Here is a 24,644-nt window from a genome sequence, read left to right as displayed (position 1 = left end):
TGGCGCGCTGATCATCCCGGCCCATGCCGGAGAACGCGGCGACCAAAGCCGCCACCTACACCACTCCCTGGGACATGATCGGCGACCTCTTCAGGAGGACGCACAACGCCGACTGGAACGTCGACGGCGCAAGAGCGACAGGGTTCTCTCCGCCGAGGACCGCCGGCATGTCGGTCGAGGCCCGGCGGCAGAGCGTGCCACAAGGGATTCCATCGATTTTGCCTCCGCGCGCATTCAAGCGAGGCGTCATCGGCTCATTCTAAGGAAGTAGGCGATTACGACGAAGTAAGCAAATTGACGGATATCCATGAACATATTTGAGGCTCACCGCTGCGACCTGGTTTTGCTAAGCTGAAGGCTGTGCATGCGGATCACAGCGCGGGGGCCCCATGACTTTTGCGCCGGTCGCGCATGGCCGGAAGGATCGGTCATGGATCATGTAAACAGGTCCGAGACGACGTGCAACAGCCCTGCGTTTCCCCAAAGCGACCGACGAACCATGGCAGCTCCGTGTCGACGTTCTCGCGAGGGTTCAATTAGGGCTACTCTCACCCTCATTTCGTTCTGCCTCATTATGCTGCTCGGATCTCCCGCAAAAGGCGAGACGGCAACGGACGAAAGGCTCGCCCTGCAAGACACGGTCGAGATAAGGGTTTCTGGTTGGCATACGCTGCTTGGCGGCGCAGCCGAGGCGGCACTGCTCAACGACACTTTTACGATCGGGACAGACGGGACGCTCGAACTTCCCGGAATCGGGCGCCTGCCAGCGGCGGGTCTGCGCGAGAGTGAACTCGCCAAGCTGATAACCGATCGCCTGCATGCTAGAAGCGGCAGCAACGGACGTCCGGTCACGACCGTCCAAAGACGAACGCCCGCGCCCGAAGTGCCATCATTGCGGGCAACCACACATGTCGGGGGGCGTCGGCCAGCTGAACAACCGGGCGCAGTCGACACTGAGAAGACGGAACTGCTGCAAGCTCCGGGACGGCAGCTGTCGAGGGCTGAGCAACTGCTTCGTGACCTGACGACAGCTCGCAGAGAGCTCGACGCGGCGCGCGGAGAGGCGCGTGCGGCTCATCAAGCCGCTCGTGACGATGCGCTCCGGTACCTACAGGGGCTCACTGCGGAGCGTCAACAGACGGCCAGCCTGAGCCAGGCATTTTCTGCGGCGCGGGCCGACCTCGAAGCCGTGAAGGCTAAACTGGGGCGGGAAGCGACTGCAGTGGCGCTAGAACGCGCCAAGAGTGCCACACTGGAGGAAAGGCTTGCCGCGACGCGCGAGGAAGTGGACGCGATCAAGAAGAGCATGCAAATGGCCGGTGAGCGCGAGGAGGTTCTTCGCCGCCTTCTAACGGCGGCGAGAAGAGATCTTGTTGCCGCCCGAGGTGCCGCCGACGACGCTGGCAGGCAGGCACGACGCGCCGCCGACACGATGGCTGAACAAGGACGAGCCCTTGAAAAGCAGCGCCAAAGAGCCGAAGGGCTCGTCCGCGATCTTTCGACGGCGCTGCGCCAAATCGAGAATTTGGAGGCAAAAGCCGCGGATGCGATCCGATCGAAGACTGCCGCACTCACAGCGCGAAACGCCGCGGAGAGTTCCTTGGCCCATGCGAGGCGGGCGCTTGATCAGGAGCGTCATAAGCTTAAAGCATACGAGCGTGATCTCGCCGTAGTCCGCCAATCGACCGCTGCCCTGCAGGCCAGCGCTAATCTGGCAGCGGCGGATCAGGCCGCCGCCGTGCAGGCTCGGAAGGTTGCCGAGACTGCGGCAAGGCGGGCTGACGAAGCACTCGCATTGGAGAGCGCGAAAGCAAGGTCGCTCGCGCGCGATCTCGACATTGCTCGTCAGGAACGCGACGCGGCAAAGGAGGAATTGACCCGGGTCCTAGCGAAGCTGCGCAAGGCGTCGGAGGCTGAGCGCGGCCGGGGCGATGGCAGCGACGTTGCATCGTCGCGCAAGGAAAATGACACCCTCAAGGCCCGAACTGAGCTCCGCATGGATATCGAGCATGTGCCGAAGGCTCGCGCAGGCAATCGCGCTAGTGAAGGTACAGGCGCCGCCGCACGGACGGGCGCCCGATCGATCCGTCAAACGGCCCCGCGGAAAGTCCACAGGGTGGGGGTCGTCCAGCCAACGCCATCGGTTGCGACGATTGTACTCCCTGACGCGCTGCTCCCCACGCGATTACTGCGTGGCCGCCGGCAATGAAAAGGGATGTGTACCGAGGATGATGAACAGGCTGATACGCAAGTGCTTCGCTGCGACATTGTTGACCACGGTCGCGATCGGGCCCACCTCGGCCCTTGACGTCAGTGTCGGTGGTATCAGTGTCGGTGGCACCAATGTCGGAGTCAGTGTGGGCGCCGGGACGAATGGCGCCGCGGCAGGGATCAGCACGGGTATCGGCGGAACAGCAGCAGCACAAGTGGGGGCCTCGGTCGGCACGAATGGGGGATTCAGCATTGGGGCCAAAGGCAGCGTCGGCGGTACCGCGGTCGGCGCCAGCGTCGGCGGCAGCAAGAATGGCGTTTCGGCAGGAATTAGCGCGGGTGTTGGCGGTGCAACCGTCGGAACCTCGGTCAGCACGAATGGGGGACCACGCGTCGGGGTTAGCGGCAACATCGGCGGTACAGGCGGCGGCATCTCGACGGGCGCCGGCTCGGGAACCGTGCCGTCGAGTGCAAGGGGAGCGGGCATCGGTGCTGGGATTGCTTCGGCTCGTTCGACCGCGGGTTCGGGGTCGCCAGGGCGTGACGGCGGTAGCACGATCGCCGGCATTGCTCCCGCGCAGGGCGTACGACCATCCAGATTCCTGCCTCGCATCCTTTGGCCGATAAAACAGAGGCGAGCCGAAGGCGGGCGAGGCGAATGGGGCTACTCTGGGCGGTTCCCGGCTCCACTTGCCGCGGTTCCGGGTACGCCAGGTGGCGTGCTTCGCGTCTGCCGTCAGGCAATTGCGGCGGCCGCTTCGCCCCTTGGTGCCGTGCGCGTGCGCGCGGCAAGCGCCGGTCGCCTGATCGCCCATCGCCGCGGCGCGCTTACGGCTCCGCTCGTGGTGCGCATAGACTATGCCGGACAATCCGGAATCGAGGTGCGTCAGGCGCGAGTCAGATGCCGTCTTAACGCGTCCGGCAGGGTCATCGCGGTGATTTAACCCGCCCCATCGCCCTTGACGGCCCACGTGCGACTGTCTGGAATGGCCAGCGGAGGCGTCAGCCGCGCGCCGGGTTTGGTTCACATTCCCCGCAATGACGCGTTCCAGCACATCGGGGAGCCAGACTTCAGGACCCAGTCGTTAAGCTTGGCATGTCAAGCGCTCCGCTGACCTCCGTGCCGATGCAATGCACACGCGCGACCGCTTCCTTTGGAACACGGCGAGTACGCCATCGCTGATGAGTCTTCCAATGTACGCCCTGATCATTGCGTGCGAGCATCCTGGTGCCATTCATGAAGACATCAGATTTTTTTCAGAATCCGATCGGGATTTCGGTCCTCCCTTCCAGCGATAACTGATGCTGCCAGGTGCACAGGGCGCCTCAGCAATCAGATCACTTAGGTTGTAACGCCGGACAGGCAATGACCGGCGTCAGCCTCTCTTTTGGGGGGTCGAACATGCCGAATAATTTCATCAAAAACCGCGCCTCATTGGTGCTCTCTACCGTTGCGCTTGGCCTTGCCTCGGCCGGCTTCGTTGGCTGGTCCAAGGCAAGCAGCAGCGACGGCGGGGTAGTTCCGAGCGCCGATCGCGGGCGCGAGGTACGCGTTGTCAAGACGCTCACGATCGAACCAAAGGCAATGCCCACCCGCCACAGCGCGATTGGCGAAATCCGTCCAAGGCGCGAGAGCGAATTCGCCTTCCGGCTATCCGGCAAGCTCGTATCGCGGCTGGTGGATGTCGGAACGGCGGTCAGAAAGGGCGACGTCCTCGCCCGCCTCGACGATCAGGAATACCGCAATCGCTTGAGAAGCGCCGTGGCTGACCAGCAGGCGGCAGAGGCCGCCGTCGTTGAAGCGAGTGCGAGCGAGATCCGGATCAGGAAACTGCTGGAACAAGGATACACGACGCGCGCCAATCACGACGCTGCCTTGAAGAACCTGCGTTCGACCGTCGCCAAGCTGGAGGCGATGAAGGCAGCATCCGACATCGCCAAGGATCAGCTCGCCTATACCGAACTCCGGGCCGATTTCGACGGCGTGGTCACCGCCGCGGGGGCCGAGGAAGGTCAGGTGGTTAATGTCGGGCAGATGGTCGCGCGCATTGCCGACCCGGCGAACAAGGATGGCGTCTTCTCGATCGCCGAGGCGATGTTCGCAGCCCATCCGGCCGAGCGGGCCGGCGCTCGGATCACCATCTCGCTGCTCAGCAATCCGTCCATCGCTGCACTCGGCTTCGTTCGTGAAGTCGCGCCGATGGCGGATGCGGCGACGCGCACCTACCAGGTCAAGGTGGCGCTGCAAAATGCCCCCGAGGCCATGCGCTTCGGGGCAAGCGTCGCCGGACGAGTCGAGCGGCCCGGAGATTCGGTCGTCACCATCCCCGGCAGTGCCCTGTTCGATCTGCGCGGCGAACCAGCCGTTTGGGTAGTGGGCGCAGACGACACGGTCGCGCTGAAGCCGATCGTCGTTGCCCACTACGAGACCGACCGCGTCGTCGTCAGCGGCGGCCTCATGAAGGGAGACATCGTCGTCACGGCCGGCATCAACCGGCTGCGTGACCGGCAGAAAGTCCGCATCGAAGGAGACAGGAAATGAGCGCACTTGATACTGAAGTCCTGATCGTAGGCGCCGGTCCGACGGGGCTGACGCTTGCCCTCTGGCTCGTTCGGCTGGGGGTCGACATCCGCATCATCGACAAGTCGGCGGGGCCTGGCGAAACCTCGCGCGCTCTTGCCGTGCAGGCTCGAACGCTCGAATTCCACCGCCAGATCGGCGTCGTCGACGACGTGCTCGAGGCCGGCATCCATCTCGAGCAATTAACCGCCCGCACGCCGCGGAAGGTAAGCGCCATCATCCCTTTGAGCAGGTTCGGCGAAGGCGTCAGCCGCTATGCCTATGCCTTCGCGCTGCCACAGGATATTCACGAACGCGTCCTGATCGCTCACCTCGAGGAGGCCGGCGTCCACATCGAGCGGCAGACCGAGCTCGTCGGGTTCGAGGAAAGAGATAACGGCGTCAGCGTCACGACCAGTCGCAAGGGCGTGGAGAAGACCTTCAGGACCCGCTACATCTGCGGCTGCGACGGCGCGCGCAGCACCGTCCGCCATGCCCTCGGGATCGGCTTTCCCGGCGGCACCTACGACCAATCCTTCTACGTCGCCGATGTCGACGGCGAAGGGGAGGTAACGCGAAACGGCATGGACGTCTGCCTCGGCAGCTACGGCTTCGCCCTGGTTATGCCGGTACGGCAGACCGGCAGCCTCAGGCTGATCGGCGTGGTTCCGCAGGCGCATGAGCGCGATCCCGTCATTACTTTCGAAGCGATTAGTTCGGAAATCGAGCGCAACACCGGCGTTGCCGTCAAGGCGCTCAACTGGTTCTCGACCTATCGCGTGCACCATCGCGTCGCCGACCGGTTCCGCGTTGGCTGCGCTTTCCTGCTCGGAGATGCCGGCCACATCCATAGCCCTGCCGGCGGCCAGGGGATGAACACCGGCATCGGTGATGCCGTCAACCTCGCCTGGAAACTCGCCGCCGTGCTGCAGGGCCGCGCCGCCGCTTCTCTGCTCGACACCTACGAGACCGAACGCCTCACCTTCGCCCGCGTACTGATCAAGAGCACCGACCAGGCCTTCAAGCTCGTATCGGGTCGCTCCTGGCTCCTGGGACTGTGGCGGCGCTACGCGATGGCAAAGGTGATTTCCGCAATCACCCGTACGAAGATCGGCTCACGTGCCTTTTTCGCGCTTATCTCGCAGACCGGCATTCACTATCGCAGCAGCGCTCTGAGCTCTGGCCGCGCCGGTGGCGTTCAAGGGGGCGACCGGCTGCCCTGGGTGCCGCTCGGACAGAGCGACAACCATGCATGTCTTATCGCGCTCGACTGGCAGGTCCATGTCTATGGCGAGGTCGAGTCGGCGTTCAGGGCCGCGATCTCGCGCCTCGGCATCCCGCTTCACCGCTTCGACTGGAGCACCGCGGCGGCGCGGGCCGGCTTGGTCAAGAACACGGCCTATCTCGTGCGGCCGGATGGTCACGTCGCGATCGCCGCCGGGCAGGACGCAGCGGCCTTCGAGCGCTTCATCGACACCTTTGCGATCAAGCCAAGACACATCGAACGCCCGGCCGCCCTACGGTCGAGCACCCGGACTGCCGTCTAGCCCCGATAATCGAGGGAGGATTCATCATGACGAATTTCAACCTTTCCGACTGGGCGCTGCGCCACCGGAGCATCGTCGTCTACATGATGGTGGTGGCCGCACTTGCTGGTCTCTGGGCATATTCGACCCTTGGCCGGGAAGAAGACCCGACCTTCACTATCAAGACGATGGTCGTGAAGACGCTGTGGCCGGGCGCCACCGCGGTCGACACCGCCGAACAGATCACCGACCGCATCGAGAAGAAGTTGGAGGAGCTCCCGAACCTCGACTACGTGAAGAGCTACACCAAGCCTGGCGAATCCGTCGTCTTCGTGAACCTCAAGGACACGGTGCCGGCGGCCGAGGTGCAGCCTCTCTGGTACCAGGTCCGCAAGAAGATGGACGACATCAAGTCGACGCTCCCAGCCGGCGTGACGGGGCCTTACTACAACGACGAGTTCGGCGACACCTATTCGCTCATCTATGCATTGACCGCGGACGGCCTGTCGCATCGCGAGCAGAAAGACCTGGCGCTCGGCCTCAGGGCTGATTTTCTGGAGGTGCCCGACGTTGCCAAGGTCGACCTTATCGGTCAGCAGGACGAGAAGATCTATCTCGAGTTCTCGACGGAGAAGGTGGCGGCGCTTGGCCTCGACATCGGCACCATCTCGCAGACGCTTCAGGCGCAGAATGCGCTTGAGCCTAGCGGAACCGTCGACGCCGGGCCGGAACGCATCGCGATCCGCGTGTCAGGCGAGTTCACCTCCGAAGAAAGCCTGAAGGCGATCAATCTCTATGCGGACGGCAAGTACTTCCCTCTCGGAGACGTCGCGCAAGTGAAGCGGACCTATTCCGACCCGCCGCAGCCGCTGTTCCGCTTCAACGGCCAGCCGGCGATCGGCATCGCCATCTCGATGACGGCGGGTGGCGACGCGCTCGAGCTGGGCGAGCAAATGAAGGAAAAGGTCGAGGAACTGAGGCGCGACCTGCCGATCGGGGTCGAACTTTCCTTGGCCGCCGACCAGTCGCGCATCGTCGAGGAATCCGTCGGCGAGTTCACCAGGAGCCTCGCCGAGGCGGTGGCGATCGTGCTTGCGGTTTCCTTCCTCGCGCTTGGCTGGCGGCCGGGCATCGTCGTCGCGGTCGCCATTCCCCTGGTACTGGCGATCACCTTCGTGCTGATGGATTACTTCGGCATTTCGCTCCAGCGCATCTCGCTCGGCGCCCTGATCATCGCATTGGGCCTTCTCGTTGACGACGCGATGATCGCGGTCGAAATGATGATCTCCAAGATGGAGGAAGGCTACGACCGCGTATCCGCCGCGACTTACGCCTATACATCGACAGCGTTCCCGATGCTGACAGGCACTCTGGTGACGATTGCCGGCTTCGTGCCGGTGGGTTTCGCCAAGAGCGGCGCGGGCGAGTACTGCTTCTCGCTCTTTGCCGTGGTGGGGATCGCCCTGATCGTCTCGTGGGTCGTCGCCGTGCTGTTCACACCGCTTGCCGGCGTCGCCATCCTCCCGGAGCGCATCACGAAGCATGGCGCGCACGGAAGCTCACGCATGCTCGGCTGGTTCCGTCGCGTGCTGGAGCAGTCGATGCGGGCGAAGTGGACCGTGCTCGGCGCCACTGCCGGCCTCTTCGGTCTTGCAGTGGTGGCGATGAACTTCGTGCCACAGGAATTCTTCCCTAAGTCCGACAGGCCCGAAGTCATGGTCGATCTCACCCTGCCCCGCACCGCCTCCATCGATGCGACGCAAGAGGTCGTCGACCGCGTGGAAGAGATCCTGAAGAAGGACCCCGACATCGACCACTGGACCTTCTATGTCGGTCAGGGCGCGGTGCGGTTCTATCTGCCTCTCGATGCGCAACTTGCGAACGACTTCTTCGCCCAGGCGGTGGTCGTGACTAAGGGGGCCGGCGTCCGCCAGGCCGTGATCGATCGGCTGGAGGCGGCGCTTTCGGAAGATTTCGACGACGTCATGTCTCGCGTGACCCCGCTCGAGATGGGCCCGCCCGTCGGCTGGCCGCTGAAGTTCCGCGTATCCGGACCCGACATGAACGCCGCGCGCGGCTATGCGCAGGAGTTTGCCCAGGTGATCGGCGCCAACCCGCAGGTACGCAATATCAACTACGACTGGAATGAGCCGGCCAAGGTGATCAAGGTCGAGGTCGACCAGGATCGTGCGCGGGCGCTCGGCATCAGCTCACAGCAGCTCTCGGAAGCGATCAATGCGGTGCTGAACGGGTCGACGATCACGCAGATGCGCGACAGCACCTACCTGATCGACGTTGTCGCGCGAGCCGTGCCTGAGGAGCGGGCCAGGCTCGATACGCTCCGTCACCTGACCGTCACCGCCTCCGGTGGCCGGCGCATCCCGCTCGCCCATGTGGCCACCATCGCCTATGCAACCGAACCGCCACTGATCTGGCGCCGCGGCCGCGTGCCCACGGTCACCGTTCAGGCCGACGTCACGCCCGGCAGTGACCCGAGCGCCATCGTCAAGGCACTCGAATCCGAGATCAAGGCATTCGAAGGGCGGCTGCCGCACGGCTACCACGTTGCGCTCGGCGGTGTCATGGAGGACAGCGCCAAGGCCCAGGCCAGCATCTACGTGGTCTTCCCGATGATGCTGCTGCTGATGACCACGGTGCTCATGGTGCAGCTCAAGAGCTTTCAGCGCCTGTTCCTCGTGTTGATGACGGCACCGCTCGCCCTCATCGGCGTTGCCGCGGCGCTGCTTCTCTCCGGGGCACCGATGGGCTTCGTCGCGATCCTCGGCGTGATGAGCTTGATCGGCATGGTGATCCGCAACTCGGTGATCCTGATCGCCCAGATCGACCAGCACATCGCCGATGGCGAGGAGCCGTGGTCGGCGGTGATCAGCGCCACGGAGCACCGGCTGCGGCCGATCCTGCTGACGGCCGCCGCCGCGATCCTCGGCATGATCCCGATCGCGCCGACGGTGTTCTGGGGTCCGATGGCCTACGCGGTCATGGGCGGCCTGGTCGTGGCGACGCTGCTCACCCTGGTCTTCCTGCCGACGCTTTACGTCGCCTGGTTCCGGATCAAGGCGCCGCAGCCATCGGAATCGCGTGGGTCCGTCGAACAGCCGGCGCCCATGCCGATCTCTGCTTACTGAGTGAAACGCACTTCGAAGGAACATGAACATGCTTGCCTACAGACATTTCGTCCTGCGCTTCGACGCAGCCTTCCTGCTCATCGCTTCGACCGGCGGCCTGGCCGTCGACATTGCAGGTTCGTTTCTTGCGAGAGGCCCGGAAGCGCTGCTCCTCAACGGGGTGCCAGGTGCCGCAATAGGCTTCATCGAAGCCCATGGTCTTGCCTTCATACTGGGGGTGATGCTGTGGCGAGCGGAAGCGCCCGCAGTTGGCACGTCGTCGGGGCCGCGGTGCACCTGCTGCTCGGCACCGCCAATCTCCTGTTCTGGCAGTTCTTCATCCTGACCGGAACGCTCGCGGCAGGCTACGTGACGACCGGCCTGCATGGCTTCTTCGTCTTCGCCCACCTCGCAGCGCTCAATACAATTCGCTGGCAGGTGCTCGCTCGCTGATCCGCGCTCAAACCTCGGCAAATTCATTTGCCGGAAGCAAATCAACCCAGATAAGGAAACCTTCAATGCCTGCACCGAAAATTCACGCCTCCCTCGCTCTCGGGATCGCCATCGCCCTCACGATCGCGTTGACCGATCTGACAGGGCTCTCGTCTCCCTTTTCCTTCGTCGGCAGCGCCCAAGCCCGCATCGGGCGACCCTTGACGCCAGTAAGCGTTGCCGGCGTCGCCCGCCGCACCACGCGCCGCGTGATCCGCCGCACCGCCGTAACCGTTGCGACACTCCCCGCCGGCTGCGTCCGCACATATGTCAACGGCGCCCGCGTCTGGCGGTGCGGCAGCGCCTATTATCAACCCTACGGCGGAAGCTATGTGGTCGTCGTGTTCGATTGAGGCGCTGCGCGGCGGCGGACTAAACGGGCCTGCGGGGACGATGCTGACTTCAGGTGCTACCGAGAGCCAGCATGACCCCGTCGGCCAGATGCTCGGCATCGCCGCGATGCTCGAAGGGTATGCCTGTCCTGGCATAGTCAAGCGGGGAGAAATTCGGGTCGCATTCCCTGGCCCTCGCAAGCTGCTGCCGTGCGTCCTCCGTTCGGCCGAGCTGGGCATAGCAAGCGGCCAGACGCGTGGATATCCACGGCGCCGGCCGCGTCGCCATCTCGAGCGCCTCGGCCGCGGGCCGATATTCGCCGATGAGATAGAGTGCGAGGGAGCGGTCGTACTGGCACCAGTGCGGCTGCAGCGGATCGATGCGGATAGCCCGGTCGAGCCAGCCGAGCGCGTCGACAGGACGTCCGCGCATCGTCAGGACGTAGCCCATCTGTTCGATCGAGTCGGCGTCATAGGGATTGAGCGTCAAGCCGATCCTGAGGTGACGCTCCGCCGCCTCGTGCTCGCGCATGTACAGTCTCACCAGGGATTGCACGCGCCGGCACGGCGACTGATCGGGGGCGAGCGCAACGGCGCGTTCAACGAGATCATGCGCCTCTGCCAACACAGCCGGGCTCGCGCGACCGAACTCGGCGATGACAATGCGCGACAGAGCCAGGTAGGCGAGGCCTAGGCCGTAATTCGGGTCCTTGGCCAGGGCTGCGAGGAAAAGGGTTTCCGCCCCTTCCAGATTGCTCTGAGCCGGATCGCGCAGCAGCGCCAAGCCACGCAGCACCAGTTCATAGGCGGCAAGGCTGGTGACGGGCTTCCGAATGGCCTGCTGCAGCCCGGCATTGACGACGCGCGCCACCAGGCGGCCGACAATCGCTTCGACGATATCGCTTTCGGCAAGGAAGAGATCGGTTCCCTCGGTCACGTAGCGTTCGCCCCAGAGCTGGGTTCCGTTGAACGCATCAGCGAGACTGACGGCCGCGACGATGCGGTCGCCGTACCGATTGACGGAGCCCTCCACCACATAATCGGCGCCAATGCGCGCGCGGATCTGCTGCCATTCCGGAGAGAGGTAGGAAGTGAAGGAAAAACTTGAGTTGCGCGCCAGCACCGTGAATGTGCCGAAGCGTGCAAGGCCGTATATGATGTCCTCCGCAAAGCCGTCGACGAGTGCGTCGTCGGACGGATTTCCGCTGTCGTTGCGAAAACGCAGGACAGCCACGATCGGCTGCCGCGAGAGGTCCGGCAGTTCCTCGGATCCGACAGCCAGCATATAGCCGCGTTTCGACACCGTCCGAATCATGTTCTCGCCCAGCGTCTTGCGGATTTCGCGAATCGATTGGGTCAGGGAATCCTCGGTGACGAAGATCCCGGGCCAGGCCGCGTCCATTAGCTCGGATTTCGGAACCACGCGTCCTGTATTTTCCGCAAGATGGGCAAGAATCGTGTAGGCTTTGGGCCGCAGGAAGACAGGCTCGGCGCCCCGCCGAAGCGTCCCTTGGGCCAGGTCCAGCGTGAAGCCGCCGAACCGGAAAACTGAGACGGTCGATTCCGGCATGCCGATCCCTCAACTGGCAAAACGATACTCCCAAATGGCAACGGATGTCAGACAGAAAGCGCGTCGACTGACCGACCGCCGCCGACAACCAGTCCGGGAGGTCGACTCCTATCACCGCCTTGAAGGGAATCGAACGGCGGACCCCATCCTTCCCGCTGTGGGACTACCGCCGCACTCGATGCTTAAAGCATTTATCCCGGTAGCACGACGATCAACATGAGAAGCGCATTGCCTCGTCGAAACAGTGCGTCTACACGCGCGCTCTCGCGGCCCCCTTCAACCGCCTGCCAGCCTCGGCAGCAAATAGATTTCCGCGCCCGCCGGCAGTTCCTTCGACCAGGTGTCCCGATAGATCGTTCCGTCAATTGCGACTGCGATCCCTCGTGCCATGAGCGGCTCGAGCCGAGGGAACCGTTCCCTCAACCTCTCGAACAGTTCCCTGATATTCTTTGCCTCGATCTCGATCTTGCTGTTGCCCTCAGCTGCCGCGGCGAGAGAGCCCCAGAGCGTCACCTCGACCATCGCACCTCCTTACGCTTCGAGCGCTGCCAAGATCCGCGGCGGCGACATGGGAATATGCAGCATCCGCACGCCGACCGCATTGGACACGGCATTGGCCACCGCTGCAAGCGGAGGGACGATGGACGTTTCCCCGACGCCGCGAACCCCATAGGGGTGGTTGGGGTTGGGTATCTCCAAGATCTGCGTGTCTATCATAGGCAGATCCGAGCACACCGGGATACGGTAGTCGAGGAAGCCCGCATTCTGCAGCCTGCCGTCTTTGCCGTAGATATATTCTTCGTTGAGTGCCCAGCCGATGCCCTGTGCGGCGCCGCCCTGGTACTGTCCTTCGACATAGGTCGGATGCACGGCTTTGCCGGCATCCTGCACCACGGTGTAGCGCAGCACCTTGGTGGCCCCGGTTTCGGGGTCGACCTCGATATCGCAGATATGGGTGGCGAAGGATACGCCGGCGCCGTCGGCGACGATCTCACTGTGCCCCGCAATCGGGCCGCCCGTGGTGCCCGATGCCGCGGCAATCTCCTTCAGAGACAGTTTCGGAAGGTTTCCGTGCGTCTCGCCCTTGGCGACGGCATGGCCGTTTTCCCAGGTCACGTCCTCGACCGGAATGTCCCACATCTGTGCCGCACGCTCTCGGAGAATCTTGATAGCGTTGCGGGCAGCGGAAATGGTGGCCATCGACGACGAGAAAGTTCCTCGGCTGCCATCGGTCATGTCATTGTAGCCGAGACTGGACGTGTCGGCGATCACCGTTCTGACCTGCGAATAGTCGATCCCGAGCTCCTCTGCGGCCACCAGCGACAGCGATGCGCGCGAACCGCCCACATCCACCGTGCCAACCGCGAGCGATACTGTGCCATCCATCCCGATGTTGAGATCAGTACACGTCTGGCCCCCGAAGTTGAACCAGAACCCACATGCCATGCCGCGCCCCTGGTTCTTGCCAAGAGGTGCCTTCATGTGAGGATGGTTCTTCACGGCCTCCAGTGTCGGGCCGATGCCGATCGGGCCGTAGACCGGACCGTAGGATGCCTTGGTCCCTTCCTGTGCCGCGTTCCGGATCCGGAAATCGACCGGATCCATGCCGACCTTCTTGGCAAGTTCGTCGATGGCGCTTTCCACTGCAAACGCCGCCATCGGCGCCGAGGGCGCGCGATAAGCCGCGGTCTTCGGCCGGTTCACCAGCACCTCATAGCCGACCGTCCTGACATTCTCGAGCTTGTAGCAGGCGAATGCGGTCATGGCGCCAACCTCCGCCCATGCTCCGGCATAGGGGCCGCAAGAATAGCGCAGCGTCGCATCGGCGGCGATGATCGTTCCGTCCGTCAATGCGCCGATCTTCACGTCGATCGACGTGGCGCTGGTCGGGCCGGAGGCGCGAAACACCTCGTCACGCGTCATCACCAGCTTGACCGGCCTGCCGGCCTTGCGCGACAGTGCGAGCGCGACAGGCTCGGCCCAGACATGGGTCTTGCCGCCGAAGCCGCCGCCGATTTCCGACGACGTCACGCGCAGCTTGGAGGCATCCATACCGAGCAGTTGTGCGCAGTGCTGGCGATAGACAAAGTGGCCCTGGGTGCAAACCCATAGGTCCGCTGTGCCGTCCGAACTGACACTCGCGACGCAGGCGTGAGGCTCGATATAGCCCTGGTGGGTCTGTTCGGTCTTGAATGTCCGTTCGACGACGAAATCGGCCCTTGCCATCCCTGCATCGACGTCGCCGTGCCCGAACTGGCTCCGCATCGAGACATTCGAAGGGCGATCCGGCTTGGGATCGACGCCCGTTGTGAAGATCGTGTCGTTGATGAGCGGGGCATCCGGCGCGAACGCCTGGTCGACGTCGGTAACGTGCGGCAGGAGTTCATACTCGACCTCGATCAGCTTGAGCGCCTGCTTGGCGGTTCGCGCATCGATGGCTGCCACGGCGGCCACGGCGTGACCGTCGTAAAGCACCTTCTTGCGCGCCATGCAGTTGTCGAGAATGTCATACATCGCCGCGTCACCATTGGTGAGGTCGGGCAGGTCCGCCGCCGTCAACACCGCCTTGACGCCAGGGAGTTGCGCGGCCCTCGACGTGTCGATCTTGCGAATGATGGCATGAGCGTGCGGGCTGCGTAAAATCCGTCCGACCAACTGGCCGGGCATGTTGAAGTCCGCGCCGTAGCGCGCGCGGCCGGTCACCTTGTCGACCCCATCCGGCCGGATGGGACGGGTGCCCACGGAGGAGAAGCTGCGTTTCGAGTGGCTGGGATCAAAATTCATGGTCAAGCTCCTCTCATCACGCCTGCGGCGTCCTGAACGGCGCGCACGATCTTGTCGTAGCCGGTGCAACGACAGAGATTCCCGGCAAGACCGAAGCGTATTTCCTCTTCGGTCGGATCCGGATTCTTCGCCAGCAAATCCTTAGCGGCAATGAGGAAGCCGGGTGTGCAGATGCCACATTGCAAGGCGGCATGCTCGAGGAACTTTTGTTGCAGCGGATGAAGCTGGTCACCCTGCGCCATGCCCTCGACGGTTTCGATGCGCCGGCCTTCCGCCTCTGCTCCAAGCACGAGACAGGAGCAGACCAGGCGATCGTCGAGAATGATGCTGCAGGCGCCGCAGTCGCCCGTGCCGCAGCCTTCCTTTACGCCCATAAGTCCGAGGCGATCACGCAGCACGTCAAGCAGCGTCTCGTCGGCGTGACAGAGAAACTCGGCGTTGTCGCCATTGATGTTCGTTGAAACTGCTATGCCTGCCATCATTTCTGTCCTGCACGCTGATAGGCGGCCAGTGCGACCCGCTTGGCCAGTACTCCCGCGACTTTCCTTCGGAATTCCACAGTGCCTCGCTTGTCGTCTATAGGACGACACGCGCCTGAACAGGCGGCGGCCAGGCGGTCAAGCGTCTTGTCCTCGACGCGGGAACCAGTGAGGATTTCGGCCGCTTCCTCGACCACAAGCACCGTCGGCGCCGCCGCGCCGAGCGCGACGCGCGCTGACTGGACGACACCCCGATCATCAAGAGTGAGATTCACCGCGGCACTGACGACCGCAATATCCATCTCGGTGCGTGGCGTGAACCGTTGATAGGCGTCGCCCGAACGCGGCGGGCGCTTGTCGAGCAGAATGGCCTCGATGATCTCCCCGGGCGCAAGCGACGTCCTGCCCGGCCCGACCGCCACCATTTCGACAGCGATCGTGCGGGAGCCGGCCGGCCCCCTGATCAGAGCCTTTGCACCGGCCGCCACCAGCGCGGGCACGCTGTCGGCCGCAGGCGATGCGTTGCAGAGATTTCCGACGATGGTGCAACGCCCCTGCACTTGCTTGGAACCGATGAGATTGGCGCCTTCCACCACGCCGGGCCACGCCCGCCGGAGCGCTGCATTCTCGCCGACGACCGCGCAAGGCACCGCAGCGCCGATGACGAAACCATCCTCGCTTTCAGTTATGTGTCTCAGGGCGTCTATAGCTTTGATGTCGATGATGAGCTCGGGTTCGATGAAGCCCCCCTTCATTCTCACCAGCAGATCACTTCCGCCGGCCAGAACGGCTGCCTTGCCTGCCGCTTCCGCCAAGAGACCAACGGCATCTTCTATTGAGCTAGGCCGAATATAGCGCAAAAGAACCCTCCTCTTTATGCATTGGGGCGAGACGCGAAACCCGCAGACCCACTGTCGAGCTCCCGCATGATCTTCCTGGTCACGCTATGAGCTAGGCTGTTTGGTTGCAAGCCGAGTTCTCCCTTCCAGTCCGATGAGCCCGCTCCCGACGCATAGTTCAGCGGGCCGCTCCAGGTGTTTTTAGTTTTCTAACCTGCCCAATGCCAGCCTGCCTGTTGGGGTATGGCACTGCGCTGGGAAGCGACGGCCAGCACCAACAGCTGGTTCAAATGAAATAGCATCAACGGGAGTATAATAAGGGCTATGTCGGCTGTATCGAAAAGAATGCCGGCCATAGGCAGCGCGATCGCTCCGCTACTCCCCCGGTGCACGCCAAGAGCGATGCGAGCCGTTTTGCAGGCAGCCGTCATGCACGGCAGCTTGCCCTCCGCGGGCGCCGGCGTCATCCTTGCTTTCCCCGGCGAAGGAGGTGTTTGATCCGCCGATCCAGGCAGCGGCAAGGACGAGAGCCGCGGCCACGTATAGCATGCCTGCCGGCACCCACATGATCAGCCCTGCAAGCTGCTGATCCTCGAGGGCGGAGAAGCCCCAGTTTGCAGCCCCGAGACCCTGGCTCAGATAGAGTGGCTCCCGCGCGAAAGAGAGCAGGATGCCGAGAAAGCCGGAGTGAAGCGTGGTGGCGAAAAGATAGAGGATGGCCGCGCCGTTGCCTTGCCGCCCTCGCCCGAAAAGCAGTGCCCACCAGAAGATGATGGCCGTACCAAGGAAGCTGAGATGCTGAAGCCAGTGAACAGGCGTTTCGGCCAATGCGGCGTCGTAGAGGCTCGGCGCGTGCCAGAGCCACAGTGTCGCGCCATGCAGGCCGGTCGCGACGAGCTGATTGGTCGCCGCCTTACGGACGGGAAGAAGGACGATGCTGCGGACGAGTGCTCGGCCGACCGACGCTCGGAGCTTCTGCGGCAGCGCCCAGAGCAGAGGCGCGAGCGGCTTCGACAGGACGAAGAGCGGTGCGGCGATCACCATCAGTATTTCGTGTTCGATCATATGGGCTGTGAAGAGCTGCGACGCCAGCCTGTCCAGCGGCGACACGAGCGCAGCCGCCAGGAAGAGCCAGCCGGCGGCAAAGCAGACGGCCCGCTGCAGGTGGATTGTCCGGCCTCTTGCCGATGCGGACCATAGCCTGCGCATGCCGATAGCGTATGCCGACGCAGTTAGCGCGAGCGGCAGTACAACCATCAGATAGTTCCTCGGATCTCCGGCTTCGGCGCCAAACCCATGGGCTTGCGCCTCGGCCGCCATGATCGTGAAGAGCGCAACGAGGACGATCCTCATCGCTCGCACCCCGTGAGAAAGAGGTTGGCCGATGCGTGCAGCAGGATGACCAGGGTGAAGAGCACTGCTGCGGCGGTCCCGAGAAGCGCGACAAATCCATGAGGACGGTCTTCGTCCTGCCCGAAAGGCTTCGGACCGGCCAATGCTCGCCAGGCACGCCAGGAAAGGAAACCGGAGAAGGCGCTGACGAGCGCCAGCGCCAGCCCGGCCTCGAGCACCAGGGGCAGGCCGGTGCTGCAGGTAACCCCTGGCAGCATGTAGTTGAGTTGGGTGCTGATCAGCCAGGCAGCAGGGCTGGCATAGAGGCCGGAGGAGGGAAGACCCCGATCAATCAGTCTGGCGATCATAGCCGCGGCACCCAATAGAGGACGAAATAGGTCGGCAGCCACGAGAGGACGACGAAATTCCAATAGAAGGCATTGTCCTCGACATCGCTGAAGCGCCTGCCGAAGCCATGGCGGGTGAACATCAAAACGGTGACGATGACCGTGTCGACGACATCGGTAACGAGATGGGCTGCGTGAAGGCCGAGAATGACCCAGAGAAGGGAGCCGTAGGCGTTGAAATCCCACCGCACGGGAAGCACGGCGAATTCCATGACGCGGGCGCCCGTGACCAACAGCCCGGCGGCGCTCATGACCACCAGCAGGAGACGCACCCGGAAAAGGTTCTCCCCGCGCGCGGCGCGCTCTATTACGAAATTGGGCACGAGGCTCGCCAGCATCAGAAGCGTGAAAATGCCGGACCAAAATAACGGTGGCGGTGGACCGAGGGGCCAATCCGGATTGACGAAGGCGAGATAGAGATAGCCGCCGAGAGCGAGCGCGAAGCCGGTTCCCTCCAGCAGACAGAACGACAATGTGCCCCACCACATCGTCATGCGCGGACCGAAGGCGTAGCTTGGCAGATCTGACAGGTCCCGGACGACGCGGTGCTCCATCTACTTGTCCTCCTCGACGCTCTTCGGCCAGAACCAGGCGATCATGACCAGGGCGGCGGCGGGCGCACCCCAGGCGAGCGCCCACGGCGTGAAGATGGTGGCGATGAAGATCACGGTCACCACGATTGCGGAAACGAACGGCCAGACGGTCGGGTCCGGTGAGCTCTCCTTGAGGTCGGGACGTGCCTCGGTCGTGGTGGTGATGACCACCTCCCGCTTGTCGACGGCCAGACCCGTGACGACGGGCAGTGTCTCGCGCTCGGCCCAGAGCGGCTCGCGGCTGGTCACGAACGGAATGCGGTCGAAGTTATGCGGCGGGGGCGGCGAAGTGGTGGCCCATTCCAGCGTGGCGGCATCCCAGGGGTTATCGCCGGCAATATCGCCGCCGCGGGCGCTGGCGGCCACGTTGTAGATGAAGACGAGGAAGCTCACGACGAAGAGCGCCGCGCCCAGTGTCGAAATCAGGTTGAGGGTGTCCCAGCCCATCTCCGCCGGGTAGGTATATACGCGCCTCGGCATGCCCCTGAGCCCTGAGATGTGCATCGGAAAGAATGCTACGTTGAAACCGATGAACGCCAGCCAGAAATGGCAGCGGCCGAGCCGCTCGCCCAGCATCCGCCCAGTAAACTTGGGAAACCAGTAGTAGATCGCCCCGATGAGCGGGAAGACGGCGCCGCCGATCAGAACGTAATGGAAATGGGCCACCACGAAATAGGTGTCGTGAACCTGGGTGTCGATCGGCACGGAGGCGAGCATGACGCCCGACAGGCCTCCCGCCACGAAAATGAAGAAGAAGCCGAGGACGAAGAGAAGCGGCGTGCGGTAGATCGGCTTGCCGTCCCACAACGTCCCGATCCAGCAGAAGATCTGGATGCCGGTGGGAATGGCGATCATCATGCTCGAAGCGGTGAAGAAGGTGGCGCCGAGCTGCGGCAGGCCGGTGGTGAACATGTGATGGACCCATAGGCCGAAGGAGAGAAAGCCGGTTGCGATCAGAGAAAGCACGATCGCCGGATAGCCGAAGACCGGGCGGCGCGCGAAGGTCGCGACGATGGCCGATACGAAGGCCGTGCCTGGCAGAAAGATGATGTAGACCTCCGGGTGGCCGAAGAACCAGAAGAGGTGTTGCCAGAGGAGCGGGTCGCCCCCCTCGGCCTGGTTGAAGAAGTGTGTGTCGAGCAGGCGGTCGAGGATGAGCATCGTCGAGCCGAGCATCACCGCGGGCATCGCGAAGATGATGAGGAAGGCATTGACGAACATCGCCCAGACGAAGAGCGGGATACGGTCGAGCGTCATGCCAGGCGCGCGCAGCTTCAGCACGGTCACCACGATCTCGACAGCGACGGCAAGTGCTGCGACCTCGGTGAACGTCACCAGTTGCGCCCAGAAGTCGGCACGTTTGCCGGGCGAGAATTCCGGTCCCGCAAGCGGGACGTAGGAGAACCAGCCGTTGTCGGGGCCGATATTCAGCGCGAAGGCGACCCAGATCATCAGGCCGCCGAACAGATAGACGTAATAGGAGAAGGCGTTCAGCCTCGGGAAGGCGATGTTGCGCGTTCCGACCATCAGCGGCACGAGATAGACCGCCAAAGCTTCGCCGATCGGCACGCCGAAGAGGAACATCATCGTCGTGCCGTGCATGGTGAAGATCTGATTGTAGAGGTCCGGTCCGATGAGACTATTGTCGGGCACCGCCAGCTGGAGGCGCATCGCAACCGCCGCCAGACCGCCGAGGATCAGGAAGAGGAAGCCCGTCAGAATGTAGCGCCGGCCGATGATCTTGTGGTCGACGGTGGAGAGGGCGCCGATAATGCCGCCGGCCGTGCCCCAGGTGGTAGCGAGCCGCTTCGCCAGTTCGCCGTCCGGCAGGTCCGTGTCCAGAGGCTCCTCGGCATGGGGCTCGAGCATCGTCTCGCTCATCTCAGGCCCTCCAGGTAGCGCGTGAGCGGCTCGATCTCGTCGCCTGCAAGTTTCATCAGCGGCATGTGCGCGCCGGGCTTGATGCCCTGCGGATCGGTAATCCAGGCGGCAAGATTGCCGCGGCTATTGGGCAGCGTGCCGGCGGCGATGTGGAGCCGGCTGCCGACATGGGTCAGGTCGGGCGCGACTTTGCCTGCAGCCGGCGTGCCGCGGATCTGGTGACACATCACGCAGGGCCGAGACAGGAAAATCTCCATGCCGCGTTTGCGCAGCGGGTCGTCGGGCGGCTCGGCCGCGCTGATCTGGTTCTCGCGCCAGCGCTCGAATTCTTCAGCCGGATGCGCGACTACGGCGATGGCCATATGGGCATGCTGCCAGCCGCAGAATTCCGCGCATTGACCGCGAAAGATTCCATCCTTGGAGGCCTCTATCACGAGCCGGTTCTCGCGCCCCGGAACGATGTCCATTTTGCCGGCGAGACTGGGCACCCAAAAGGAATGAATGACGTCCGAGGACTGCAGCTTGATCAGCACCGGCTGCCCGACCGGAACATGGATTTCATTCGCCGTTGTGAAGCGCCGTGAAGGTTGACCGTCCTCGTATGTCACTTCCCACCACCACTGATGGCCCTTGACCAGCAGCGTAAGCGGAGCCTCATGGCTGGAAAACAGGGCGCGCTGCGCTGCGTAACTCACCACGGTTAGCGCAATGACGATTGCCGCGGTGAAGGCCACCGCGGCGCTGACGGCGCGGGTCATGCTCCGTTCTGCCTGCGGCTCGAGCACAAGCGGTCCGGCTCGCTCGGCGCGCGCACGCCGGAGCGACAGAAACAGCGCTGCCATGGTCAGGAGCCAGACCAAAGCAAGAATGGCGGTGAACACCCAGAACATGGTCGCCAGCGTGTCCGCCTGGGGGCCTTGCGGATCGAGCGACGATTGCCAGCCGGTGCAGCCCGTGAGCGTGAGCGGTAGAGCGACGAGGGCTGGGCGGCAGCAGCGCATCGCGGCCTCACTGCGGCGCTTGGCCAGAGGGTGGGACGGTGCCGCCGGGCACCGCGGGCCGGGCCGGCAAGCGATGCTCCGACGGCCGCGGCATCAGATCGTCGTTGCGACCGGGTGCAGCGTCCTGCGGGACCTGGCGCTCCATCGAGCGCACATAGGCGGCGATCTGCATTATCTGCTCCTCGGGAATCTTGCCCCGGAACGAAGGCATTCCGTTCGGGCGTCCTTCGCGGATCGTCTGCACGACGTTCAGGAGTGCACCGCCATAGATCCAGCTGTCGTCCATCAGCGCCGGGCCGGAACCGCCGCCGCCATTGGCGTGACAGCCCTTGCAATTGAACCAGGTGAAGAGCCGCTTGCCCTCGCTGAGATGGTAGGCGTTCTCTTCATACGCCTGTCCCATCTCCCCCGGCCGCTCGGCCGGGCCGGTGCCGGGCGCTATGCTGGATAGCGTGACCGGCGCCTCGGCTTCGGTCCCGACGGGCGGCGGACGAAATTCACGATCCTCCCGCTCGCAGGCGCTGAGCACGGCGATTGCCGCCGCTATTGCCACCAGGCGCCTCATGGCTTCGTGTCCAGCGAGCCGGGAGCGCTTGGGAGCCGTGGCACGTGGTATTCGGCGAGGATCGCGTCGATCTCTGGCTTGAGCCGTGCCAGCAGGGCGTTCATCTCCGAAAGCCGCGCCCTGTCGTCCTTGCGCACGGCCATGGAAATGTCCCAGGCCATTGGCAGTCCGGGTTCATCGAGCGGCTTCACGGGGCTGACTTGCAAGGCCGGGTGCTCAAGCGCGGCGAAGTAGCCGCCGAGCGGTCCCCAGGCGAGAGCTACATCGATTTCGCCATGCGCCACGGCAGTGACGATCCTGGCGGTGGGGTTGGGCTCGCGATAGTCGCCGTAGAGCGTATAGCCGCGGATGTTGTCGACGATGCCGCGCCGCGTCAGGGCGTGGGCGGGCGGCGTGTTCCAGCCGTCATCGCCGATGAGCTGAACGCCCAGCGTTTTGTGGCGAAGCGCCGGATCGTCGAAGGAAGCGATCCGAGGTTCCTTGTCACGGGTGACGAATACATAGGCGGACCGATAGTACGGCCGCGTCGTGCCGACGCTCTCCAGTTCGGCCGGGATGCCGATCACGACGTCGCAGCGCTCGGCATTGAGCGTCTCCCGGAGAAAGCCGCGCCGCTGCGCTCTCCATGTATAGACCAGCGTCGCGTTGAGTTCATGGGCGAGCAGTTCGGCGATCTTGTTCTCGAAGCCTTCTCCCCGTCTGTTGGAGAAAGGAAGATTGTTGGGGTCGGCACAGACTCTCAGGGTGCGCGCCTCGGCGCCCCATGCGCCCAGGCACAGCAGCAGGGCCGCTGCGGCATCAAGGCAGCGCGAAGACATAGAGATTGCCTCCCTTCGTGGTGGCTTGCTTCAGGTCGGCCATGGCGTTTACGAAGCCGAGTGCGGCGGTGCTGTCGCGCGGGTCCAGGTCGCCGGATACGATCGAGCCCGCCCAACCGCCGACGCCTGACAGAACGGCGATATATTGCTTGCCGTCAGGACCGCGATAGGTGGTCGGCTGACCGATGATGCCGGACGACGTCTTGAACTGCCAGAGCACCGCGCCCGTCTTCGCATCGACGGCCTTGAACCAGCCTTCCATGTTGCCGTAGAAGACCAGTCCACCTGCGGTCGTCATGGTGCCGCCCCAGACGGGGAAGCGTTCCTTAATGGTCCAGACTTCCTTACCCGCCAGAATATCCCAGGCGGAGAGCTCGCCGCGATGGCCGCCCGGCCCCGCATACATGCGCACCTCTGCGCCGACATAGGGCGTGCCAGCGATGTAATTCGCCTCCGTGCTTTCCCAGTCCATGCAGAGATTGTTGTGCGGAATGTAAAGGAGGCCGGTCTGGTGCGAGAAGGAAGACGGACTCCAGTCCTTCGCTCCGGGGGCAGTGGGGCAGACGTTGCGGATCACCTTGCCCTCGTGTGGGTACTTTTGCTCGTTGATCCGGATGCGGCCGGTCTTCAGATCGACGCCCCTATGCGTGTTCACCGGGTGGTAGAAATTGGCCGAGAGAACTTCGCCTGTGGTGCGGTCCAGCAGGTAAACCAGTCCGTTCCGGTCGGGATGTACCAATGCCTTGCGGGGCTTTCCGTGCCATACCACCTCGACGAGGATGTTTTCGTTGATGCCGTCCCAGTCGTGAAGATCGTGCGGATTCCACTGATAGGCCCAGCGTGCCTGGCCGGTATCCGGATCGCGTGCAAAGACGGTATTGGTCCATTTGTTGTCGCCGGGACGCTGGTTCGGATTCCAGGGGCCGGGATTGGCAGTTCCATAGAAGATCAGATCGAGATCGGGATCATAGCTGGCGAAGCCCCAGACGGTGCCGCCGCCGATCTCCCAGGCATTGGGGGGCCAGGTCGAGACGCCGAGGTCCTTGCCACGGTCCTCCTCGTAGAACGGTTTGAAATCCGCACCTATCTTCACGTCCTGGTCGGGTCCGGTGCTGTAGGCCTTCCATACGGTTTTACCGTCCGCGGCATCGAGTGCCTGGACCCAGCCGCGCACCCCGTATTCACCACCGGAAATGCCGGCGATCACCTTGTCCTTCACGACCAGCGGCGCCATGGTCATGGTCTCGCCGCGATTGATCTCGCCGAGTTTCACGTTCCAGATTTCCCGGCCGGTACCGGCGTCAAGCGCCACCACGTGAGCATCGAGCGTGGTGAAGAAGAGCCGCCCGTTGGAATAGGTCGGCCCGCGATTGACCACATCACAACAGGCAACACCTTGGGCGGAGGCGTCCGGTTTAGGATTGTACTGCCATTTCAATGGCCCGCCCGGTCGGGTGAGGTCGAGTGCATAGACGATATTCGGATAGGGCGAGACGATGAACATCAGGCCGCCGACAACGAGGGGAGCCCCCTCGTGGCCCTTGTTGACTCCGGTGGAGAAGGTGAAGGCGACCTGAAGCCGATTGACGTTTTGGGTGTTGATCTCCGACAACTCGCTGTAACGCGTCCCCGCCGTGTTCTTTGCCGGGGTGGCCCAGTCCGCGTCGTTAGGCGAAACGGCAAAAGCCGGGGCGGCCGGTCTCGGTCTTCCGTCCTGCGGCTGGCTACGGGAAATCGACGGCGAAAGGGTCAAAACAGCTGCCAAAAAGCAGCACTGCAAAAAGGAAGAACGCATTTGTTCTGACCTTAAAATGGGCCGAATGCAGTCGTGCCGCCGGAAAAACGGTCGAAGGCTTTCTTTGTTCCTGCGGCCAATACGGCTGGGGAACCTCCACCGCATCAGCCGCGTTCGGCATGAAAGAAGGAGAGATGCCGATGAGCCTGCGTCACGATTTGCGCGTCTTCCGCGAACCGGGCTTTTACGTCTCTGCTGTGTTTGCGGTGGTGTTTCTCGGCGGGTTGCTCGTCTTTGCGGGGCTAACGGCGCCCTAACAGGCTGCTGAAAATCGTGTTGCGTTACCGCAAGCCATCGCGGTGGGTGCGATTTTTTGGCGGATTTCGGCAGGATT

Annotated in this window: 20 protein-coding genes; 7 read left to right on the top strand and 13 right to left on the bottom strand. The window is 63.5% G+C overall.

Translation table 11 applies throughout. From position 1 onward, the window contains the following. Positions 1–574: 574 nt before the first annotated feature. The 7 genes from ATB98_RS01440 to ATB98_RS01415 all read left to right on the top strand — a co-directional run bounded on the left by ATB98_RS01440 (position 575) and on the right by ATB98_RS01415 (position 10,267). The gene (locus ATB98_RS01440) at positions 575–2,209 is read left to right on the top strand and encodes a polysaccharide biosynthesis/export family protein (protein ID WP_234781837.1); all 1,635 of its coding nucleotides are present in this window, start codon (positions 575–577) and stop codon (positions 2,207–2,209) included. Between the two features lie 34 nt (positions 2,210–2,243). Beyond that, positions 2,244–3,155 (top strand): helicase, encoded by a 912-nt coding sequence (locus ATB98_RS29850; RefSeq protein ID WP_407695273.1) that lies wholly within the window; start codon positions 2,244–2,246, stop codon positions 3,153–3,155. A gap of 458 nt (positions 3,156–3,613) precedes the next feature. Next, on the top strand, positions 3,614–4,753 hold the full coding sequence (locus ATB98_RS01435; RefSeq protein WP_066868187.1) for an efflux RND transporter periplasmic adaptor subunit: 1,140 nt from the start codon (positions 3,614–3,616) through the stop codon (positions 4,751–4,753). Continuing rightward, the gene (locus ATB98_RS01430) at positions 4,750–6,318 is read left to right on the top strand and encodes an FAD-dependent monooxygenase (RefSeq protein ID WP_066868185.1); all 1,569 of its coding nucleotides are present in this window, start codon (positions 4,750–4,752) and stop codon (positions 6,316–6,318) included. Before ATB98_RS01435 ends, ATB98_RS01430 begins: the two co-directional genes overlap by 4 nt. Before the next feature lie 26 nt (positions 6,319–6,344). Next, positions 6,345–9,443: an efflux RND transporter permease subunit gene (locus ATB98_RS01425; protein ID WP_066868183.1), complete on the top strand. Its 3,099-nt coding sequence runs from the start codon at positions 6,345–6,347 to the stop codon at positions 9,441–9,443. Between the two features lie 225 nt (positions 9,444–9,668). Then, on the top strand, positions 9,669–9,875 hold the full coding sequence (locus tag ATB98_RS29730) for a hypothetical protein (RefSeq protein WP_202879847.1): 207 nt from the start codon (positions 9,669–9,671) through the stop codon (positions 9,873–9,875). Between the two features lie 65 nt (positions 9,876–9,940). After that, entirely contained in the window at positions 9,941–10,267 is a 327-nt protein-coding gene (locus tag ATB98_RS01415) for a hypothetical protein (RefSeq protein WP_066868180.1), read from the top strand. Between the two features lie 49 nt (positions 10,268–10,316). Here the strand turns inward: ATB98_RS01415 and ATB98_RS01410 are convergent, their stop codons facing one another. The 13 genes from ATB98_RS01410 to ATB98_RS01350 all read right to left on the bottom strand — a co-directional run bounded on the left by ATB98_RS01410 (position 10,317) and on the right by ATB98_RS01350 (position 24,310). Further along, entirely contained in the window at positions 10,317–11,816 is a 1,500-nt protein-coding gene (locus ATB98_RS01410) for a winged helix-turn-helix domain-containing tetratricopeptide repeat protein (protein WP_066868179.1), read from the bottom strand. Between the two features lie 276 nt (positions 11,817–12,092). After that, complete coding sequence (locus ATB98_RS01405) at positions 12,093–12,338, bottom strand: MoaD/ThiS family protein (RefSeq protein ID WP_066868176.1); 246 nt, start codon at positions 12,336–12,338, stop codon at positions 12,093–12,095. A gap of 9 nt (positions 12,339–12,347) precedes the next feature. After that, complete coding sequence (locus ATB98_RS01400) at positions 12,348–14,600, bottom strand: xanthine dehydrogenase family protein molybdopterin-binding subunit (protein ID WP_066868174.1); 2,253 nt, start codon at positions 14,598–14,600, stop codon at positions 12,348–12,350. A 2-nt stretch (positions 14,601–14,602) separates the two neighbouring features. Then, positions 14,603–15,079, bottom strand: coding sequence for a (2Fe-2S)-binding protein (locus ATB98_RS01395; protein ID WP_066868172.1), 477 nt, complete (start codon positions 15,077–15,079; stop codon positions 14,603–14,605). Next, positions 15,079–15,939: an FAD binding domain-containing protein gene (locus ATB98_RS01390; RefSeq protein WP_066868170.1), complete on the bottom strand. Its 861-nt coding sequence runs from the start codon at positions 15,937–15,939 to the stop codon at positions 15,079–15,081. Before ATB98_RS01390 ends, ATB98_RS01395 begins: the two co-directional genes overlap by 1 nt. A 354-nt stretch (positions 15,940–16,293) precedes the next feature. Further along, on the bottom strand, positions 16,294–17,271 hold the full coding sequence (locus ATB98_RS01385) for a cytochrome c oxidase assembly protein (RefSeq protein WP_066868168.1): 978 nt from the start codon (positions 17,269–17,271) through the stop codon (positions 16,294–16,296). Next, the gene (locus ATB98_RS01380) at positions 17,268–17,618 is read right to left on the bottom strand and encodes a hypothetical protein (RefSeq protein WP_066868165.1); all 351 of its coding nucleotides are present in this window, start codon (positions 17,616–17,618) and stop codon (positions 17,268–17,270) included. Before ATB98_RS01380 ends, ATB98_RS01385 begins: the two co-directional genes overlap by 4 nt. Beyond that, a complete protein-coding gene (locus ATB98_RS01375; RefSeq protein ID WP_066868163.1) occupies positions 17,615–18,211 on the bottom strand; it encodes a cytochrome c oxidase subunit 3 in 597 nt (198 codons plus the stop codon). Before ATB98_RS01375 ends, ATB98_RS01380 begins: the two co-directional genes overlap by 4 nt. Next, positions 18,212–20,131, bottom strand: coding sequence for a cytochrome c oxidase subunit I (ctaD, locus tag ATB98_RS01370; protein WP_066868161.1), 1,920 nt, complete (start codon positions 20,129–20,131; stop codon positions 18,212–18,214). Next, positions 20,128–21,132, bottom strand: coding sequence for a cytochrome c oxidase subunit II (gene coxB, locus ATB98_RS01365; protein ID WP_066868160.1), 1,005 nt, complete (start codon positions 21,130–21,132; stop codon positions 20,128–20,130). The genes ctaD and coxB overlap by 4 nt, the downstream gene beginning before the upstream one ends. Positions 21,133–21,139: 7 nt before the next feature. Next, positions 21,140–21,697: a c-type cytochrome gene (locus ATB98_RS01360; RefSeq protein WP_066868158.1), complete on the bottom strand. Its 558-nt coding sequence runs from the start codon at positions 21,695–21,697 to the stop codon at positions 21,140–21,142. After that, positions 21,694–22,515, bottom strand: a complete 822-nt coding sequence (locus tag ATB98_RS01355; RefSeq protein WP_066868156.1) for a substrate-binding domain-containing protein — start codon at positions 22,513–22,515, stop codon at positions 21,694–21,696. Before ATB98_RS01355 ends, ATB98_RS01360 begins: the two co-directional genes overlap by 4 nt. Next, positions 22,496–24,310, bottom strand: a complete 1,815-nt coding sequence (locus ATB98_RS01350; RefSeq protein WP_066868155.1) for a methanol/ethanol family PQQ-dependent dehydrogenase — start codon at positions 24,308–24,310, stop codon at positions 22,496–22,498. Before ATB98_RS01350 ends, ATB98_RS01355 begins: the two co-directional genes overlap by 20 nt. Between the last annotated feature and the right edge of the window lie 334 nt (positions 24,311–24,644).

The sequence above is a fragment of the Sinorhizobium saheli genome (genome assembly GCF_001651875.1).
Taxonomy (GTDB): domain Bacteria; phylum Pseudomonadota; class Alphaproteobacteria; order Rhizobiales; family Rhizobiaceae; genus Sinorhizobium; species Sinorhizobium saheli.
This window is presented reverse-complemented; position numbering and strand designations above follow the sequence as displayed.

What these genes read in the sequence shown, in the direction of transcription:
- ATB98_RS01440 (WP_234781837.1), top strand. Translation starts at nt 575, where the DNA reads ATGCTGCTCGGATCTCCCGCAAAAGGCGAGACGGCAACGGACGAAAGG.
- ATB98_RS01435 (WP_066868187.1), top strand. Translation starts at nt 3,614, where the DNA reads ATGCCGAATAATTTCATCAAAAACCGCGCCTCATTGGTGCTCTCTACC.
- ATB98_RS01430 (WP_066868185.1), top strand. Translation starts at nt 4,750, where the DNA reads ATGAGCGCACTTGATACTGAAGTCCTGATCGTAGGCGCCGGTCCGACG.
- ATB98_RS01425 (WP_066868183.1), top strand. Translation starts at nt 6,345, where the DNA reads ATGACGAATTTCAACCTTTCCGACTGGGCGCTGCGCCACCGGAGCATC.
- ATB98_RS01415 (WP_066868180.1), top strand. Translation starts at nt 9,941, where the DNA reads ATGCCTGCACCGAAAATTCACGCCTCCCTCGCTCTCGGGATCGCCATC.
- ATB98_RS01410 (WP_066868179.1), bottom strand. Translation starts at nt 11,816, where the DNA reads ATGCCGGAATCGACCGTCTCAGTTTTCCGGTTCGGCGGCTTCACGCTG.
- ATB98_RS01405 (WP_066868176.1), bottom strand. Translation starts at nt 12,338, where the DNA reads ATGGTCGAGGTGACGCTCTGGGGCTCTCTCGCCGCGGCAGCTGAGGGC.
- ATB98_RS01400 (WP_066868174.1), bottom strand. Translation starts at nt 14,600, where the DNA reads ATGAATTTTGATCCCAGCCACTCGAAACGCAGCTTCTCCTCCGTGGGC.
- ATB98_RS01395 (WP_066868172.1), bottom strand. Translation starts at nt 15,079, where the DNA reads ATGGCAGGCATAGCAGTTTCAACGAACATCAATGGCGACAACGCCGAG.
- ATB98_RS01385 (WP_066868168.1), bottom strand. Translation starts at nt 17,271, where the DNA reads ATGAGGATCGTCCTCGTTGCGCTCTTCACGATCATGGCGGCCGAGGCG.
- ATB98_RS01380 (WP_066868165.1), bottom strand. Translation starts at nt 17,618, where the DNA reads ATGATCGCCAGACTGATTGATCGGGGTCTTCCCTCCTCCGGCCTCTAT.
- ATB98_RS01375 (WP_066868163.1), bottom strand. Translation starts at nt 18,211, where the DNA reads ATGGAGCACCGCGTCGTCCGGGACCTGTCAGATCTGCCAAGCTACGCC.
- ctaD (WP_066868161.1), bottom strand. Translation starts at nt 20,131, where the DNA reads ATGAGCGAGACGATGCTCGAGCCCCATGCCGAGGAGCCTCTGGACACG.
- coxB (WP_066868160.1), bottom strand. Translation starts at nt 21,132, where the DNA reads ATGCGCTGCTGCCGCCCAGCCCTCGTCGCTCTACCGCTCACGCTCACG.
- ATB98_RS01360 (WP_066868158.1), bottom strand. Translation starts at nt 21,697, where the DNA reads ATGAGGCGCCTGGTGGCAATAGCGGCGGCAATCGCCGTGCTCAGCGCC.
- ATB98_RS01355 (WP_066868156.1), bottom strand. Translation starts at nt 22,515, where the DNA reads ATGTCTTCGCGCTGCCTTGATGCCGCAGCGGCCCTGCTGCTGTGCCTG.
- ATB98_RS01350 (WP_066868155.1), bottom strand. Translation starts at nt 24,310, where the DNA reads ATGCGTTCTTCCTTTTTGCAGTGCTGCTTTTTGGCAGCTGTTTTGACC.